This is a genomic window from Pseudomonas sp. GM74, assembly GCF_000282455.1.
Lineage (GTDB): Bacteria > Pseudomonadota > Gammaproteobacteria > Pseudomonadales > Pseudomonadaceae > Aquipseudomonas.
This window is the reverse complement of record NZ_AKJG01000104.1, coordinates 1-16,833: the sequence shown is the minus strand read 5'-3', so window position 1 is coordinate 16,833 and position 16,833 is coordinate 1. Positions and strand designations below refer to the sequence as shown.

Annotated in this window: 12 protein-coding genes; 5 read left to right on the top strand and 7 right to left on the bottom strand. The window is 61.9% G+C overall.

Annotation, left to right across the window (positions count from 1 at the left end):
* Positions 1-312: 312 nt before the first annotated feature.
* A complete protein-coding gene (locus PMI34_RS08070) occupies positions 313-2,286 on the bottom strand; it encodes an alkyl/aryl-sulfatase (protein WP_008052125.1) in 1,974 nt (657 codons plus the stop codon).
* Between the two features lie 137 nt (positions 2,287-2,423).
* On the opposite strand from PMI34_RS08070, the gene PMI34_RS08075 reads away from it, so the two are divergent.
* The 4 genes from PMI34_RS08075 (at position 2,424) to PMI34_RS08090 (ending at position 7,338) form a co-directional block, all read left to right on the top strand.
* The gene (locus PMI34_RS08075; protein ID WP_008052124.1) at positions 2,424-3,092 is read left to right on the top strand and encodes an ABC transporter ATP-binding protein; all 669 of its coding nucleotides are present in this window, start codon (positions 2,424-2,426) and stop codon (positions 3,090-3,092) included.
* 1 nt (position 3,093) lies between these two features.
* A complete protein-coding gene (locus PMI34_RS08080; protein WP_008052123.1) occupies positions 3,094-5,565 on the top strand; it encodes an ABC transporter permease in 2,472 nt (823 codons plus the stop codon).
* Positions 5,555-6,628 (top strand): lipocalin-like domain-containing protein, encoded by a 1,074-nt coding sequence (locus PMI34_RS08085; protein ID WP_008052122.1) that lies wholly within the window; start codon positions 5,555-5,557, stop codon positions 6,626-6,628. The genes PMI34_RS08080 and PMI34_RS08085 overlap by 11 nt, the downstream gene beginning before the upstream one ends.
* A gap of 131 nt (positions 6,629-6,759) precedes the next feature.
* Entirely contained in the window at positions 6,760-7,338 is a 579-nt protein-coding gene (locus PMI34_RS08090) for a hypothetical protein (protein WP_008052121.1), read from the top strand.
* Between the two features lie 515 nt (positions 7,339-7,853).
* Here the strand turns inward: PMI34_RS08090 and hglS are convergent.
* The 3 genes from hglS to PMI34_RS08105 all read right to left on the bottom strand — a co-directional run bounded on the left by hglS (position 7,854) and on the right by PMI34_RS08105 (position 11,804).
* A complete protein-coding gene (gene hglS / locus PMI34_RS08095) occupies positions 7,854-9,260 on the bottom strand; it encodes a 2-oxoadipate dioxygenase/decarboxylase HglS (protein ID WP_008052120.1) in 1,407 nt (468 codons plus the stop codon).
* Between the two features lie 110 nt (positions 9,261-9,370).
* Positions 9,371-10,327 (bottom strand): alpha/beta fold hydrolase, encoded by a 957-nt coding sequence (locus PMI34_RS08100; RefSeq protein ID WP_008052119.1) that lies wholly within the window; start codon positions 10,325-10,327, stop codon positions 9,371-9,373.
* 22 nt (positions 10,328-10,349) lie between these two features.
* Complete coding sequence (locus PMI34_RS08105) at positions 10,350-11,804, bottom strand: flavin-containing monooxygenase (RefSeq protein ID WP_008052118.1); 1,455 nt, start codon at positions 11,802-11,804, stop codon at positions 10,350-10,352.
* Positions 11,805-12,001: 197 nt separating this feature from the next.
* Here PMI34_RS08105 and PMI34_RS08110 point away from each other — a divergent pair, with 197 nt between their 5' ends.
* On the top strand, positions 12,002-13,075 hold the full coding sequence (locus tag PMI34_RS08110; protein WP_008052117.1) for a diguanylate cyclase: 1,074 nt from the start codon (positions 12,002-12,004) through the stop codon (positions 13,073-13,075).
* A 63-nt stretch (positions 13,076-13,138) separates the two neighbouring features.
* Here PMI34_RS08110 and PMI34_RS08115 read toward each other — a convergent pair whose 3' ends face one another.
* The 3 genes from PMI34_RS08115 to PMI34_RS08125 form a co-directional block, all read right to left on the bottom strand.
* Positions 13,139-14,008 carry an isocitrate lyase/PEP mutase family protein gene (locus tag PMI34_RS08115; protein ID WP_008052116.1) on the bottom strand — a complete coding sequence of 290 codons (870 nt, stop codon included), beginning with the start codon at positions 14,006-14,008 and terminating at the stop codon, positions 13,139-13,141.
* 141 nt (positions 14,009-14,149) lie between these two features.
* Positions 14,150-15,184 carry an arginine N-succinyltransferase gene (gene astA / locus PMI34_RS08120; RefSeq protein WP_008052111.1) on the bottom strand — a complete coding sequence of 345 codons (1,035 nt, stop codon included), beginning with the start codon at positions 15,182-15,184 and terminating at the stop codon, positions 14,150-14,152.
* Between the two features lie 49 nt (positions 15,185-15,233).
* The gene (locus PMI34_RS08125) at positions 15,234-16,250 is read right to left on the bottom strand and encodes an arginine N-succinyltransferase (RefSeq protein ID WP_008052110.1); all 1,017 of its coding nucleotides are present in this window, start codon (positions 16,248-16,250) and stop codon (positions 15,234-15,236) included.
* Positions 16,251-16,833: the final 583 nt, after the last annotated feature.

Below are 16,833 nucleotides of genomic sequence, written 5' to 3'. Positions count from 1 at the left end.
GGCATGGATGCCGGGTTAGCCGCCCCCGGCCATGGATGGCCGATGGCGGCGGGCCCACGGAGCAGGACCGGAGCGAGGGAATGCCGAGCCTTGGCGAGGCACCGAACGTCAGGGGCAAGAGCCCTTGGTTACTTGGGGCCGGGTGGCGTTCCGCTTTTCCAAGTGACCCGCTGTAAGAGCGGAACCGTAAGTCGCCGTTACCGCAGAAATGGATATGTACACCCTCAAAATGCTCATCGCCTGACACAAAGCCTTCGCGGGCAAGCCCGCTCCCACAGGTACTGCATTCATCCTGTGGCAGCGAGCCTGGTTTCACGGCGTAACGATATTGAACTGCGGCGCAAACGTATCGAGGCTGCTCATCAACTCCCCAAGCTTCTTGCCATTGCCCTGCAGTTTGATCAGGCTTTTCTGGATCGCCGTCGGGATATCCAGTTGCTTGAGGCTGATCTGTTCCAGGGTGGCCTTGCTCATGGTCACGCTGGCATCCGCCTGGGCATTGAGCCCGGCACGGTGGGTCAGCACGCCATTGCGCAGGGTCAGGTTGAAGTCCTTGTTCAGGTCATCGAAGGTCCAGTTCAGGGTCAGGTCATGGCCTACGGCCTTTTCACTGTCCAGGCGCACAGCCAGGAAGTCGAAGAACATCTGCGGGCTCATCGCCCGTACCATGTCCACCGATACCGAAGTGCCGGCATTGGGCGGCACGCCGTTGCGCAGTTCCATGGCACCGGTCAGGTACATGTTGCGCCAAGTGGCGTTTTCACTTTGATAGCCCATTTGCTCCAGCGCCTGGGCCTGGGCTTTACGGGCGTCGCCGTTGTCCGGGTTGGCGAACAGCACCTGATTGCCCAGTTGCGCGGCCCAGCGGTATTCACCCTTGGCCATCGCCGCCTGCATTTTCCCCAGCACCGCCGCTTCGCCGCCCATGGCTTCGACCGAGCGCTTGGCCGTTTCCACTGGCGGCAGCGGATGGAGGTTGGCCGGGTTGCCGTCATAGAAACCCATGTAGCGCTGGTATACCGCCCGGGTGTTGAAACTCAGTGAGCCGTAGTAGCCGCGGGTGTACCACTTCTGGTCCAGGCTGCCGGGCAGTTTCTTGATCGAGTCGGCGACTTCCAGCGACGTCAGGCCCTGATTCAGCAGGTGCAGGGTGCGGTCGTTGAGGAAGGCGTACATGTCGCGCTGATCGGCGAGGAAGGTGCGGATGCGTTCGCCACCCCAGGTCGGCCAGTTGTGCTGGGCGAACAACACGTCGCTCTTGTCGCCGTAACGCGCCAGGCTGCCGTCCAGGTACTCGGCCCAGGCCTTGGCGTCACGCACTTGCGCGCCGCGGGGGGTGAGGATGTTGTGCATCATTTGCGTGGCGTTTTCCGCCATGCACAGGGCGCGCAACTGCGGCAGGTACAGGTTCATCTCCGCTGGCGCCTCGGTGCCCGGGGTCAACTGGAACTCCACGTCGAGGCCGGCGATGGTGCGGGTTTCCAGTTCCTTGTCGATCAGGTCGGTGGGCGGGATCAGGGTGACGGTGCCGCCGCTCGGCGAGCTTTTGCCCAGTCCCGCGTCTACCTGGCCGTGATCGCCACGGGGCAGCAGGCTGCCGAACTGGAACTGCGCGCGACGGCTCATGGCGGTGCCGGCATAGACGTTCTCGCTCATCACGTGTTCCATGAACCCGGCGGGGGCGAACACCTTGACCTTGCCGGCCTTGACGTCGGCCTCGTCGATGACCCCGCGCACGCCACCGAAATGGTCGACGTGGGTGTGGCTGTAGATCACCGCCACCACCGGTTTGTGCGGACGGTTCTGGTAGTACAGGTCCAGCGCTGCCTTGGCGGTTTCGGCCATGGTCAGCGGGTCGATGATGATCAGCCCATCGTCGCCTTCGATGATGGTCATGTTGGCCAGGTCGAGGCCACGCACCTGATACAGCCGTGGGCTGACTTCGAACAATCCGGCATTGGCGTTGAGCTGGGCCAGGCGCCAGAGGCTCGGGTTGACCGATTCCGGGGCCTTATCCTTGGCGAGGAAGTCATAGGCCTGGATATCCCAGATGACCTTGCCCGAGGCGTCCTTGACCTGGCCCTTGAACGGCGCGATCAGGCCCTTGGTGACCGACTCGTAGTCGGTGCGGTCGGTGAAGGGCAGTTGTTGCAGCACGGCGGCGTTACTGGCCGTGGTTTGTGGGCTGGCCGCGACCGGTCCGTCGGCGGCGACCACCGATTGCGCAAGGCAGACAGTGATCAGGCAAGCGAGCAGCCCAAGGGGGCTCAAGGTGAAACGAGGCATGGCGTCTCCGTTTTTTATCGTTATGGTCAGACCAGCTTCGAGGGTAGGGCGGGGCTCGGGCCGGGCGATCATCAGCAACGGACAAAAAGCATTCAAGGCCGCTATCCTTGGGCCATGCATATCCAGCAGGTTGACCCATGCTTGAAGTCCATGGCGTTTTCAAAAGCTACGCCACCCCGCAGGGGCCGCTGCCGGTGCTGCAAGGCGTCGACCTGACGCTCAGGCCCGGCAGCAGCCTGGCGCTGATGGGCGAGTCGGGCAGTGGCAAAAGCACTTTGCTGCACCTGATCGCCGGGCTGGACAAGGTCGATCGCGGCAGCATCCGCAGTGGCGAGCATCGCCTGGAACAGATGAATGAAGGGCAATTGGCGAACTGGCGCCGTACGGAAATCGGCCTGGTGTTCCAGCAATTCAACCTGATCGGCAGCCTGCGGGTCGAAGACAACCTGGCGATCCAGGCACGTCTGGCGGGGCGCCATGACCCGCGCTGGCAGGCACACCTGGTGCAGCGTCTGGGCCTGAGTGAGCTGCTGCGGCGCTACCCGGAGCAACTGTCCGGCGGCCAGCAGCAACGGGTTGCGCTGGGCCGGGCGCTGGCGTCGCGCCCGCCATTGCTGCTGGCCGACGAGCCCACCGGCAGCCTCGATGAAACCACCGGCGCCGAGGTGTTGCAGTTGCTGCTGGAATTGCTCGACGACAGCCCCACCAGCCTGTTGATGGTCACCCACAGTCCCGGCGTGGCGGCACGGCTGGCGGAAAAGGCCTTGCTGAGCGGCGGTCGCCTGGCCGGTGCGGGCGAGCGCTGACATGCGCATCTTTGGCGAAACCCTGCGGGCGCTGCTCAGCCACTGGCGGCAGCACCCGGTGCAGTTTTTCAGTGTGCTGACCGGATTGTGGCTGGCCACCGGTCTGTTGACCGGCGTTCAGGCACTCAACAGCCAGGCCCGCGACAGCTATGCCCGTGCCAGTCAGTTGATCGGCGGCGAACCCCAGGCCAGCCTTGTTGCGCCCGGTGGCGGCACCTTCCCCCAGCAATGGTTTATCAATTTGCGGCGCGCGGGGTGGCCGGTGTCACCGGTGCTGCAAGGCCGGGTCACGCTCAAGGAGCACGAAGAGCAGCGCTTGCAGTTGATGGGCATCGAGCCGGTATCGCTGCCGGCGGGCGCGGCGGTGGCCGGGCAAGCCTTGGCGATTGAACAGGTGGTCGGTTTTTTCAGTCCGCCGGGCAGCACCTGGATCTCGTCGCAGACTTTGCAGACACTGGGTTTGCGCGAGGGTGACCGGCCACTGAACCTGGCGGGCGTGGCACTGCCGCCGCTGCAGGTGCAGGCCGACATGGCGCCCGGTGTGCTGCTGGTGGACATCGGTTTTGCTCAGCAGATTCTGGGGTTGCCGGATCAAGTGTCGCGGCTGCTGTTGCCGAAGGATTTCACCGCGCCGTTGCCGGCGCCGCTCAAGGGCCAGTTGCAACTCAAGCGCGCCGGCGAAGAAAACAACCTGACGCGCCTGACCGAAAGCTTTCACCTGAACCTCGATGCCCTGGGGGTGCTGTCGTTCGTGGTCGGCCTGTTTATCGTGCACGCCGCCATCGGGCTGGCGCTGGAGCAACGGCGAAGCCTGCTGCGGACCCTGCGTGCCTGCGGTGTGAGTGCGCGCATGCTGATCGCTTGTCTCGCCGTCGAATTGGGTGGACTGGCCCTGATCGGCGGTGTGGCCGGGGTGGTCAGCGGCTACCTGCTGGCCGGCGTGCTGTTGCCCGATGTCGCCGCCAGCCTGCGTGGCTTGTACGGTGCCGAAGTGGCGGGGCAGTTGAGCCTCAGCCTGTCGTGGTGGTTCAGTGGTATTGGCTTGAGTCTGATCGGCGCGTTGCTGGCCGGGGTCAACAGTCTGTTGCGGGCGGCGCGTTTGCCATTGCTGGCGCTGGCCGACCCGCAGGCCTGGCATCAGGCCCATGCACGCTGGTTGCGACGCCAGGGTGGGGTGGCGGCAATGGCCGGGGTGATAGCGCTGTTGGCGCTGATCTTCGGCGACAGCCTGGTCAGTGGCTTCGTGTTGATGGCGGCGCTGTTGATCGGTGCCGCGCTGGCCTTGCCGGTGGCGCTCAGCGCGCTGCTCAGTCTCGTTTCACAGCGCAGTCGCTCCGTGCTAGGCCAGTGGTTTGTCGCCGATTGCCGCCAGCAACTGCCGGCCCTGAGCCTGGCCTTGATGGCGCTGCTGTTGGCCATGGCGGCGAACATCGGTGCCGGCAGCATGACCGCAGGCTTTCGCCAGACCTTCAGCGACTGGCTCGAACAACGGCTGACGGCCGAGCTCTACCTCAACCCACAGACCCCGGCCCAGGCCAGGGAGCTGCACGGCTGGCTCAACCAGCAGCCGCAACTGGCGGCGGTGCTGCCCAACTGGCAGGTTTCGATCCAGTTGCAGGGCTGGCCGACGGACCTGTCCGGGATCATCGATCACCCGACCTACCGCCAGCACTGGCCGTTACTCGAAGCCTTGGGCGAAAACCCTTGGGAGCGCCTGGCCAAGGACGATGCGGTGATGCTCAGCGAGCAACTGGCCCGGCGCCTCCACGTGCAACTGGGCGACCACCTGACCCTGCCGACCCCCACCGGCCCGTGGTCGCCGCGGATCGTCGGGATCTATGCCGACTACGGCAATCCCAAGGGCCACATTCTGGTGAACATCCACCACCTGCTGCGCGGCTGGCCGCAACTGACACCGAACCGCTTCAATCTGCGTATCGAACCGGCATCGATCCCGGCGTTCGTCACGGCGCTGCAGGCGCGTTTTACCCTGGAGGACAGCCGCATCGTCGATCAGGCGCGGCTCAAGGGCTGGTCCACGCAAGTCTTCGAACGCACCTTCGCCGCCACCGCCGCGCTCAACAGCCTGACGTTGTGCGTGGCCGGGGTGGCGCTGTTCATCAGCCTGCTGACCCAAAGCCAGAGCCGTCTCGGGCAACTGGCGCCGCTGTGGGCCTTGGGCGTGACCCGTCGGCATCTGATGTTGCTCAACCTTGGGCAAACCTGGCTGCTGGCGATATTGACCCTGGTGCTGGCGTTGCCGCTGGGCATCGCCCTGGCGTGGTGCCTGGACACGGTGATCAACGTGCAGGCCTTTGGCTGGCGCTTGCCTTTGCGGGTGTTCCCCTTGCAACTGTTGCAGTTGATGGGGCTGGCGCTGGTGGCGACGTTACTGGCTTCGGCCTGGCCGTTGTTCCGTTTGTATCGCACGCAACCGGCGGACTTGCTGCGGACGTTTGCCCATGAAGATTAAATTCGGCGTATTGCTGCTGGCGTTGCTGGCGAGCGGTTGCGATCAACCGGCACCGGAGCAAAAGGGCTTTGCCGGGCTGGGCAACCAGGCCGCTGCGTTTACCCCGGTGGTGCCCGGCCGGGTGTTCAGCTTCCCGGCGGATCACGCACCGCACGATGGCTTTCGCATCGAATGGTGGTACATCACCGCCAACCTGAAGGACGCTCAGGAGCATGAGTTCGGCGCGCAATGGACGCTGTTCCGCAGCGCCTTGAAAGCCACCCCCGAGGTAGCAGGCTGGCAGAATCAGACGATCTGGCTCGGTCATGCGGCGGTGACGTCGGCGACGGTGCATCACGCGGCTGAACGCTATGCCCGTGGCGGCGTCGGTCAGGCCGGTGTCAGCGTTGCGCCGTTCAATGCATGGATCGACGACTGGCAACTGAGCAGCCAGGCGACAGCCGACGATCCGTTGGCCGACCTGCTGCTCAGCGCCCGCGACAAGCGTTTCAGCTACCGGCTGCGGTTGACCTCGACAGGTCCGCTGGTGCTTCAGGGGGACCGGGGCTTCAGCCAGAAATCCGAACAGGGCCAGGCCTCTTACTACTACAGCCAGCCGTTTTTCCAGGCCCGCGGCACCCTGGAAATCGAAGGCCAGACCTTCCAGGTCAGTGGCCCGGCCTGGCTCGACCGGGAATGGAGCAGCCAGCCCCTGACGAGCAACCAGACTGGTTGGGACTGGTTCTCCCTGCACCTGGACAGCGGCGAGCAGGTGATGCTGTATCGCATGCGGCAAAAGGACGGCGAGCCTTACCTCACTGGCACCTGGATCGACGCCCGGGGGCAGACACAATTGCTGCACGCCGGCGACATCAGCCTGACACCGCAAGACAGGGCCGGCGTGGCCGGGCGCGACATGCCCGTTCGCTGGTCGATCAGGATCCCCTCCAGACACCTCGATATCGTCATCACTGCGCTCAACCCCCAGTCCTGGATGGACTTGCGCATACCGTACTGGGAAGGCCCGGTGCGCCTCAGTGGCAGTCATGCAGGGAACGGATATCTGGAAATGACCGGGTACTAGTACCCTGCGTCACGAAAATCAGCGGCCTGCTGCGACCACTCGCTGAACAGCGTCTATGCTCATCGCACACATGGCATTGCGCTTTGCGTCAACGCCGTCTGTTGTCATTCATCACAGGGAAAGTTCTGCCTATGAAACGCCACGCACTGACCAAAGCCATCACCCTCGCCACCTTGCTGTCTGCCGCCAGTTTCGGTGCGGTTGCCGCCGAACTCCCGTTGTCCGAAGTTGTGGTGGTCGATCAGGTCGCCACCCAAGTCGTTTCGGTAGATACCGCAAACCGTATCGTGGTCCTCAAAGGCCCGCAGGGTAATGAATTCCCTGTGCAACTGACCGAAAAGGCGAAAAACCTCGACAACCTCAAGGCCGGCGACACGGTCGACATCAGGGTCACCAGCGCCGTTGCCGCCTTCCTCGACACCGATGTCGACAAAGGCCTGCCGGGCACTGCCGAAGCCACTGGCGAAGTGCGCGCAGCACCCGGTAGCGACAACCCTGGCGGCGAAGCTTACCGTCAAGTGAAAGTGCAGCTGAAAATCACCCACATCGACCAGAAAAAACACCAGGTGACTTTTGAAAACCCGGAAGGCAAGTCCAAGACGGTTGACGTCAAGCGACCTGAAGTCCAGGCAAAACTCAAGGACTTGAAAGTCGGACAAAGCGTTAACGTGGTTTACACCGACATATTGACGGTGACCAGCAAGCACTGAGATTGAGTTATATGGGCTGATTGTTTTTGTAGAAGTCTTGTACAGGAATAATCAGCTCATAGCGTTTAACGGACACGTTTAAAGCGCTGTGCGGCGTCGTAATCAAGTCGACATTTCCTTAAACATTGTGTCGATAAATTTCATCTTTGCAGAGCGGACATATTGATTCTCATCTATTAAAATGCTTTCCGTTCGCCCAGTGTGCGGCTCTTTACCAGTGCATGGATTGCCGAGGCCATTGCACTGGGCGAACACTTTATTGGTTGTATTGAAAGTTTCGGATATAAAAAAACGGGCGACCTGCGGGTCGCCCGTTTTTTTTGGATTTCAGCGTGGGCACGATCCCTTGTGGGAGCTGGCTTGCCAGCGATGGTCGTTAACGATTACGCGGGTGATCTGGATAAACCCGGTGCACTTGAGTCCATCGCCAGCAGGCTGGCTCCTACAGGTATTGCGTTTTCGGTGTTTCCCGGGATTCCGTGAAGAACCTTTTTTATTGAGTGGTGACAAATCCTTCAAACATGTTTTTCATTGGCCTGAACAACATCGGCCAACGTGGTGAAACACTGTTCGATCGAGCGCCGCTGGCTCTCGGCATACAACGCCAATTCATCGATCGTCGAACGCCCCAGGGCCTTTTCGAACGCCTGCTGATTGGAGTGCAACCCGTAACGGGTTTGCGCCGCATCCCCCAGGTTTGACTGAAAAATCCCCGCCGCGCTGACCGGCAGGAAGTCTTCGTACACCAGCGGTTCAACCCGCAGGTAACCGTCGCTGAGCAGGTCTTCCAGGGGCGCGTTTTTCAGGTCGCCCGCCGCCAGGCCTTTTTCCGTCACGAAGTAGCGGAAGTAAGCCAGGCCCTGTTGGCGCATGCCTTCCCAAGTGTCAGGGAACTCGCTGAAATGCTGTGTCATCAGGGCGTTATAGCGCGCGGCGTTGGCTTCGTTGGGGAAGTCCTTGAGTTCGTCCCGTGCGGCATTGAGCAAGCGGTCGTAGAGTGCGCGGCCCTTGGGCGTGAGGGCGGCACCGCGTTGTTCGATCTCGCCGAACCGGGCACTGTGGCTGCCGCGCGCCTCGCTTTGATCGGTGAAGGCAATCGGCTCGTCCAGGGCCTTGAAACTGGTCTGGCGCAGCAGGATCGGGCACTGGCGGCGGGGCGGGCCTTCGATCACCGCTTTGGGGGTGATGCCATGGGCCGGCATCTGCGCCTGGACGATGTCGATGTCCAGGGTCCGTGGTGTCAGGTGGTTGATGTGCGGGCCCTTGAACGCCACGACGTCGGCGATCAGACGATGCTGGGCGCTGAGCTGTCGATACTGCTCGGCGGTGACGGTGGCGCTGTGGTGCCAGCGAAATGTTTCCAGTGCCTGTTCGACGAACTCCAGGGCTTCCTGTTCGGTCAGGCCACCCCGGGATTCGGCGCGTTCGATGAGCGTGAGGGCCATTGGGGTGAAGATCGAGCGTTGGTCGAGTATCGACTGGGCGAAGGCGCGCAGCTCCAGGTCTTCGATCAATTCCAGGCGCAACAACGAGGTGAACACCCGGAACGGGCTGACCTGCAGCGACGTTTCATGCACCGCGCGAAACGCCGTGGAATGCACCGGCACGCCGGCCGGTGTCAGGTCGTAGTAACCCACCGGTTGCATGCCCATTACCGCGAACAGGCGGGCGAGGGTCGCCAGTTCATCAGACGTGCCGACGCGGATCGCCCCATGACGTTCCAGGTCCAGGCGTTCGATTTCGCCGGTGCTGGTGAGCTGCCGCAGGATTTGCCCATCGCTGTCCAGCACGTGACGGTTGGTCTGTTCCACCAGTTCCATCAACGCGCCGTACAACGGCACTTCCTCGCGGTACATGTCGGACATCGCTTTGGAGAAGCGTTGGCGGATCAGGTCAGGGCTGACGAAGTTCGGGTGGTTCATGAACAGGATTCCTGGCGCGGTGACGAAAAGGATGGACGAAAGATCGCAGCCTTGCGCGACGCCGACAAACGAAGTTTCTGACGAACTTCATTCTGCAAAGGACTGCAAACCTAGTGAAGTCGTTGATCCTGAGGGCTCTCCGAACGCAGCGATGCCAAAAACTCGCGATACAGGCGCGCCGAACCGTAGGGTGCTTCCACCATGGGCATGTGCCCGATGGCGTCCCAGATATGCACGCGCAGGTCGGCGATGCCCTTGCTCCAGACCGCTACGCTGCTGACATCGATCAACCGGTCCTTGCGCCCCCACAGCAACAGCGCCGGGGCGGTGATGTCGGGCAGGTGCGGTTCCATCGGCGGGCTGGCGCGAAATTCGCGGAAGATTTCTTCCAGCTCCTCGCGGGACTGTTCATAGCGCTGGGCGACGGCATCGAGCACCAGTTTCGGTACCCAGGGCGGCGAAGCCATGGTCATGGCGTAGAAACGCCGGAACTCTTCCCGCGAATGAATCAGAAACGGGTTGTGGCCCTTGGCCAAATGCCGCTCAAGGTCACTGGGCTCGGGGGCGGTGACCCCGGCCGGGTCGATCAGAGCCACGGACACAATGCGCTCCGGATACTTGGCCGCAAGCCAGGCCGCCATATAGCCACCCATGGAGTTGCCGATGACATGGACTTTCTCCACGCCGCACACGTCCAGCAACTGGATCATGCGTTTGGCCTGCAGCGGGATGTCGTAGCCGCCGCCCGCCTTGAAGCCGGTTTCGCCATGGCCGGCGATGTCCGGGATGATCACCCGATGGCTGCTGACAAAGTGCCGGGCGAAACGCAGCCAGAGGTTCTTGTCGGCGCTGAAGCCATGGAGCATCAGCACATTGCTGGTGGCCTCGTACGGCCCGCCTTGCCAGGTCGAGACGGTCATTTCGGGGATGGGCACGACGATCTTGTGCAGCCGGTACAGCTTGGCCTCGGCCGCCATGCTCAAGTCATAGAGCCAGTAGCCGATGGCCGGATAGGTCAGCCAGCTCCAGGCAACAAACACTGCGAGAACGACGAACAACAAAAGCATCACGCGTCTCCCTTCTTTCTGCTCAGGACAAAATGTGATCGGCGGGTTTCAGCGCTCGGGTCAAGCGATGAAAGCTGAAGCTGAATCCCGGAAACATGGCAATCACATGACCGCTCTTGCTTTGATACCAACTGTGGCAACCACCGGATTTCCACACCGTGCGTTCCATTTCCCGGTGGATCATTTCAGTGTAGGTACGTTCCGCCTCATGGCGAACTTCGATGCTGCGTAAACCTTGAGTCTTCAAGGTGCGAATGCAGTCGAGGATGTAATTCATCTGGGATTCGATGATGAACAGTGCCGACGTGTGGCCGATGCCGGTGTTCGGCCCGGTGACGATGAACAGGTTGGGAAAGTCGGGCAGGGCGGTGCCGAGGTAGGCCCGTGGGTACTGCGCCCAGACCTCCTTGAGACGGGTGCCGTTTTTGCCCGTTACCGGGTAGGAAATCACCCCGTCGGTGGCGTCGTAGCCGGTGGACCAGACGATCAGGTCCAGGTCGATGTGCTGGCCATCGAGGGTCACGATGCCGGTCTCGTCGATGGACGCGATGCCTTGCTCGCGGCTGTGCAGGGTCACATTGCGGCGGGCCAGGGCCGGGTACAGCGTGCTGGACAAAATCACCCGTTTGCAGCCGATGGTGTAGTCCGGCGTCAGTTTGCGCCGCAGTTCGGCGTCCGGCACCTGGCGTTCGAGGAAGTGCAGGGCCTGGCGCTGGACCATGTGCACGGCCGGCTTCGAATACTTGAAGCCAAACACCCGGGTTTCGAATTGCCAGTAGATACCCCAGCGCAGCAGTTTGTAGGCGGGTTTGAGCCCCAGCAGCCAGCGCTGGAAGCGGCCAAAGCGGCGATCAGCCCGGGGCAATACCCAGTGAGGCGTGCGCTGGAACACATGCAAGTGCCCGACGTCCGGGGCAATGGCCGGAATGACCTGTGCCGCACTGGCACCGCTGCCGACGATGGCCACGCGTTTTTGCCGATAGTCGTAGCCGTGATCCCAGTTGTTGGTGTGGAACGTCTTGCCCTGGAAGCGTTCCTGCCCGTCGAAGTGCGGCACCACCGGTTGACTCAGCGGCCCGGTCGCGTTGATCAGGAACTGCGCGCAGAACGTGCCTTTGCCGGCGGTGTATACCGTCCAGCATTTGATGGTGTCGTCCCATTCGACGCGTTCGACATTGGCGTCCAGTTCCACCTTGTCCCGCAGGCCGAAGTGCTCCACCACGTGGCGGGTATAGCGGTGCAGTTCGGCCTGTTCGGCGAACATTTGCGTCCAGCGATACGGGGCGAAGGACAGGGAGTACAGCGGCGAGGGCACGTCGACTGCCGCGCCGGGGTAGGTGTTCTGGCACCAGGTGCCGCCGAAGAAATCCCGCCGCTCCAGCAGGCGGAAATCGTCGATGCCGGCCTTGAGCAAATTGATTGCTGCACATTGGCCGCCAAACCCGCTGCCGATGATCAATACTTGAAAGGTCTGCATGGGCTTCCTCTATGGTCATCGATCAACCCCTACTTTCATGTATAGCCGTTTCCGGGGTGAGGCCTTTGCTTTTATGTGAGCGTGATGTCGCGATATTCAGCTTGTCAGTCGGTGATGGCTATTTAATCTCACCCTGATAGACTCCAGCGCAAAGGCACAGGCTGTAATCGCATTCCGTCGAGTGGCACAGAGGCCCTATGGCAAAAGCGGGAGGAAAGGGGTTTTCATTGGCCAGGAGGCTCTATACATCGCGGATCCTGGGGTTGGCCCTGGGGCTGGTGTGTGTGAGCGCGGCAATGTATCCACTCGATCCGGCGCCCTGGGTCTGGGGGTTCATGTGGTTCAATGGCCTGGTCTGGCCGCATCTGGCTTACCAATTGGCTCGCCGGGCCAGGACGCCCTATCATGCCGAACACCGCAATCTGCTGATCGATGCCTTTCTCGGCGGCTTCTGGATTGCCGCGATGCAATTCAATCCACTGCCCAGCGCGACCACCATTTCCATGATGGCCATGAACAACGTGGCCATAGGCGGCTTGCGCTTTCTGCTGGCCGGGACAGCCGCGCAAATCCTGGGCGTGGGCGTTGGCCTGCAGATTTTCGCCCCGGCGTTCATTCCTGCCACCAGCGCGGTGCAGCTCTATGCCTGTTTGCCGTTGCTGTGCCTGTATCCACTGGCGCTGGGCTGGATCTGCTTCCGCCAGGCCCATACCCTCGGCTGTCAGAAGCGCGAACTGCTGGCTCTGAGCCGCACCGACAGCCTGACAGGCCTGCTGAACCATGGCACCTGGAAGGACCAACTGGAGATCGAGTTCCAGCGTTGTAAAGGCCAGCAAAAAGGTGGAGCGATCGCCCTGATCGACATCGACCATTTCAAAGTCATCAACGACACCTACGGCCATGTTGCCGGCGACATCGTCTTGCGTCAGTTGAGCAAAATGCTCAAGCAGAACCTGCGAGCGACCGATGTAGCAGGGCGCTACGGCGGTGACGAGTTCTGCGTGATCCTTCCGGACCTGCCCCTGAACCGCGCCATCGCCGTCATGGATGCCCTGCGCGTTCGCTTCGCCACCTTGGGGTACGAGCGGAATCCGGCGCTGAAAGTCAGCCTGAGCATTGGCTTGGCGTCATTCAATCCGGCCCACGCCGACGCGACGCTTTGGCTCAATGATGCCGATCACGCGCTATACGAAGCCAAGACCACCGGGCGCAATCGAGTGATCTGCTGCGGGAACGGGAAGCCCTATCGCGAACTGCTCGACTCGGTGTGACCGTCCACTGCAAAACCTGTGGGAGCGAGCTTGCTCGCGAAGGCGGCGGGTCGGTTTAAACCGTCATTCCTTCACGCTCATGAACTCCTCCGCGAAGCGGATGTATTCCTCGGGTTGCGTGTAGGTGTGCGTCAGCTCGGTGGCGCTCAGGTCCGAGGTCTGGGTGAGGATCTGGCGTTGCTCGCGCAGGCTGTCGTAGGTCGCCTTGATCGCGGCGAAGTACGCGCCGTGGCCGTCGATGGTCACGCGCACACCCAGTTCGGCCAGGCGCTTGTCATCGCGTAGCAGCGGGTTGCCATAGGTCACCAGCATCAGCGGCACGCTCAGGTGTTCGGCGATCTGCTCCAGGTGGTCGAAGTCCTTGATGCCCACCATGCAGATCCCGTCGGCGCCGGCACTCTGGTATTGCCGGGTGCGGCTGATGATTTCCTGCACCGGCAGAATCCCGGCGTGGGTGCGGGCGATGATTGCCATCTCCGAATCGCAGCGGGCTTCGAGCGCCGCGCGGATCTTGCCGACGCCTTCGGCGACCGTGATCAGGTCGGTGGATTTACGGCCGAATTGAGCGGGCAGCAGGGTGTCTTCGATGGTCAGCGCAGCGACGCCGGCCCGTTCGAGTTCGACGATGGTGCGCATGACGTTGAGCGCGTTGCCGTAGCCGTGGTCGGCGTCGGCGATCACCGGCAACTGGGCGACACGGCCGATGCGGGTGGCCTGTTCAGCGAATTCACTGAGGGTGATCAGGGCAAAGTCGGGGGCGCCCAGCACTTGCAACGAAGCGACCGACCCCCCGAGGATCCCGACTTCGAAGCCCAGGTCGGCGGCGATGCGAGCCGACATCGGGTCGAACACCGAGGCCGTGTGGTAGCAGGTGTCGGAGGCGAACAGTTGGCGAAAATTGCGGCGCAAATCTTGATGGGAAAGCCTGGACATATGAGTTCCACCAATGGAATGGAAGGGCTTGAGCAAAAGTGTCAACGCCGAAGAAATAAAAGGCTATCACGCGCGCCAGGGGAGAATGATGACGAATTTGCTGGGTTAGGCCGATTGACGTCGCAGCGATGGAACTGATAATCACGCCGCCACGGCCTGTTGCCGTTGGTCTGGCAACGGTACGGCGCGCACCGAGTCTGCGGGTTGCAGCTGCAGACGCTTGGCGGTCAGGCGATCAACCACCAGGCTGTTGCCCACCTGGCGGGCCGGGGCGCAGGTGATACGACAGTTTTCCAGGCGGCGGTTGTGAATCAGCCAGAGGGGCGCTTTCTCGTCCGGCGAGCCGATGGCCAGTGACAACGGTTGGCTGTCGCGCACTGTACGGATCCCGGAAACCGGGGCTTCGATGACCGGCCCGCCGTCGAAAATATCGATGTAGCCCTGGTGGGCAAAACCTTCGGCGCTGAGGATTTTCAGGGCCGGCTCGGTATTGGGGTGGGCCTTGCCGATCACCGCCCGGGCCTGTTCGGTGAGCAGGCAGGTGTACAGCGGCTGGCGCGGCATCAGTTCGGCGATGAACGACTTGTTGCCCAGCCCGGACAAGTGATCGGCGTGGCTGAAATCCATCTTGAAAAAGTGCCGGCCGAGGCTGTCCCAGAACGGCGAGCCGCCTCGTTCGTCGGCTCTGCCGCGCAGTTCGGCGATGAGCCGGTTGCCGAACAGCTGGGTAAACTCGGCCACAAACAACAAGCGCCCGAGGGAAAGCAAACGGCCGTTGCTGCCCTGGCGCTGATCGGGGCGCAGGTACAACGAGCAGACTTCCGATTGCCCGGTCAATTCATTGCTCAGGAACAGGGTCGGGATCTGGCGCTGGATACCCAGGTCCGCTGACGCGCTGACCGTCAGTCCGACCCGGTAGTTGTACCAGGGCTCGCGCAGACCGACGCCTCCCGTCAGGGCGCTGACGCCCACCACTTGCTGCTCATCGTCCTCGAGCACGAACAGGTAATCGGCATCGCCCCGGTCGACCTGACCTGCGAAGGTGCGTTGGGCCCAGCGAATCCGGTGGGCCAGGCGCTCTTCGTCGGCCGGCAGGCTGGTAAGTCCCGGAACGGCCTGGCGCACCAGGGTGAGCAGGGCGGGCAGGTCGGTGATCTGGACCGGACGGACAATCATGCGGCGGTTCCTTGTGCGCGTGTGCCTGGGCGTTGAATCTGCTGGGTATTCACAGGGCAACCAGCCTGATGGGGCTGCCCTCGGTCACCTTCAGCGCCTCGCACATGGCAGCGTCCAGGGTCACGGGTTGCCCGGGGATGTGATCAAGATCGGCGACGATGGCCCGATAATCCTTCAGGGACTCGTTGCTCACCAGAAAGCTGCCACGGGCATCGATCACCGGGCCAGGCTGCGTCACGCCACACTGGCTGCGGGCAATGGAGCGAATGCCCGAGGTGCGTGCGCAGAGTGTCGGGCCGCCATCGAACAGATCGATGTAACTGTTGGTTTCAAAGCCTTCCCGTTCGAGGATATCGAAAGCTTCCTGGCCATCGGGGTGGATGCTGCCGATGCAGTCCTGTGCCGCTTGGGGCAGCATGGGCACGTAGATCGGATAATGCGGCATCAGTTCGGCGAGAAAGGTACGGCTCTGCAGGCCGCAAAGCCGTTCGGCCTCGATGTAGGGCAAGTCGAAGAAATGCTTGCCCACGGCGTCCCAAAAAGGCGAGTGACCTTCATCGCTGCTGTAGCCGACGATCTCGGTGATCACCGTGTCGGAAAAACGCCGGGCGTGGGCGGCGATGAATAGCAGACGCGCCCGCGACAGCAGTTCGGAATGCGCGCTGCGCACCCGCGCGGCATCGATATGGAAGCCCCGCAGCAAGGTGTGGCCACTGAGGTCGTGACACAACGACAAGGCCGGTACGCCGTGCTCGATGTTCAGTTCCCGCGAGGCACTGGTGAAGTGCCGGTTGCGCAGGCTGTAGAACGGCTCGTTGTACCCCGCCGTGGCGAGGATTTCCGAGCAGCCGGCCAGGTGCCGTGTCGTCAGGTCTTCGAGTACAAAGAAATAGTTTTCCGGGCCATGAGCCTCGACGTCCTTCTCGAACGAGGCACAGGAATCGAGGACTTTTGCGCGCAACCGTTCGCTGTCGTCGGGTAGGGACGTGACGCCCACGAGGCTTTCACGGGCGAGCCTCTGCAACTGGGGCAGGTCGGCCAACTCGACTGGACGCAAGACCAGCATGGAGACACTCCTGTATCAAACGATTCGGCGATTGGAGCCGAACCTGACTATCACTGTCGGTTTTTCCCACACATTAAATCGGTGGTCATCTGAACGTTATCAGGCGCCACTCTTCTTTTTGTCGGATGTTTACCGGGATGGACCGCATTAAACGAGGACCGGGTGGTTCGGCCGCAGGCAATGCCTGACCAGACGCGTTGATCGGGTGTTCGAGAAAGGGCATCCGGGCTCCTGCTGGATGAGCGTGGCAAGTGTTTTAACAGTCCGTTGAATGGAGTATTTAATCATCGCGTACTGCCTGTCTAGTGAATTTTCGAGTGGTTTGCTCGTGCCCGAAAAAGGGGCGAAATGCCTGTGCCAAAGGGCTACGGCGATGTCGTAAAGTCTTGTAGGTGATTGCCTGCGTTTCGGTCAGCCATGACAGAAAATCTGGCGGGAAATGACTGAAGGAATCCGTTTCAAGCAGGAAAATTAAACACCCGCCGGGTCTAGTGCCAGTCAGTTAAGCGGTAATGCGATCTGTAGCAGCTGCCGAGCCCGCGAGGCTGCGTTCGGCTGCATAGCAGTCGTAAAATCAGTCATT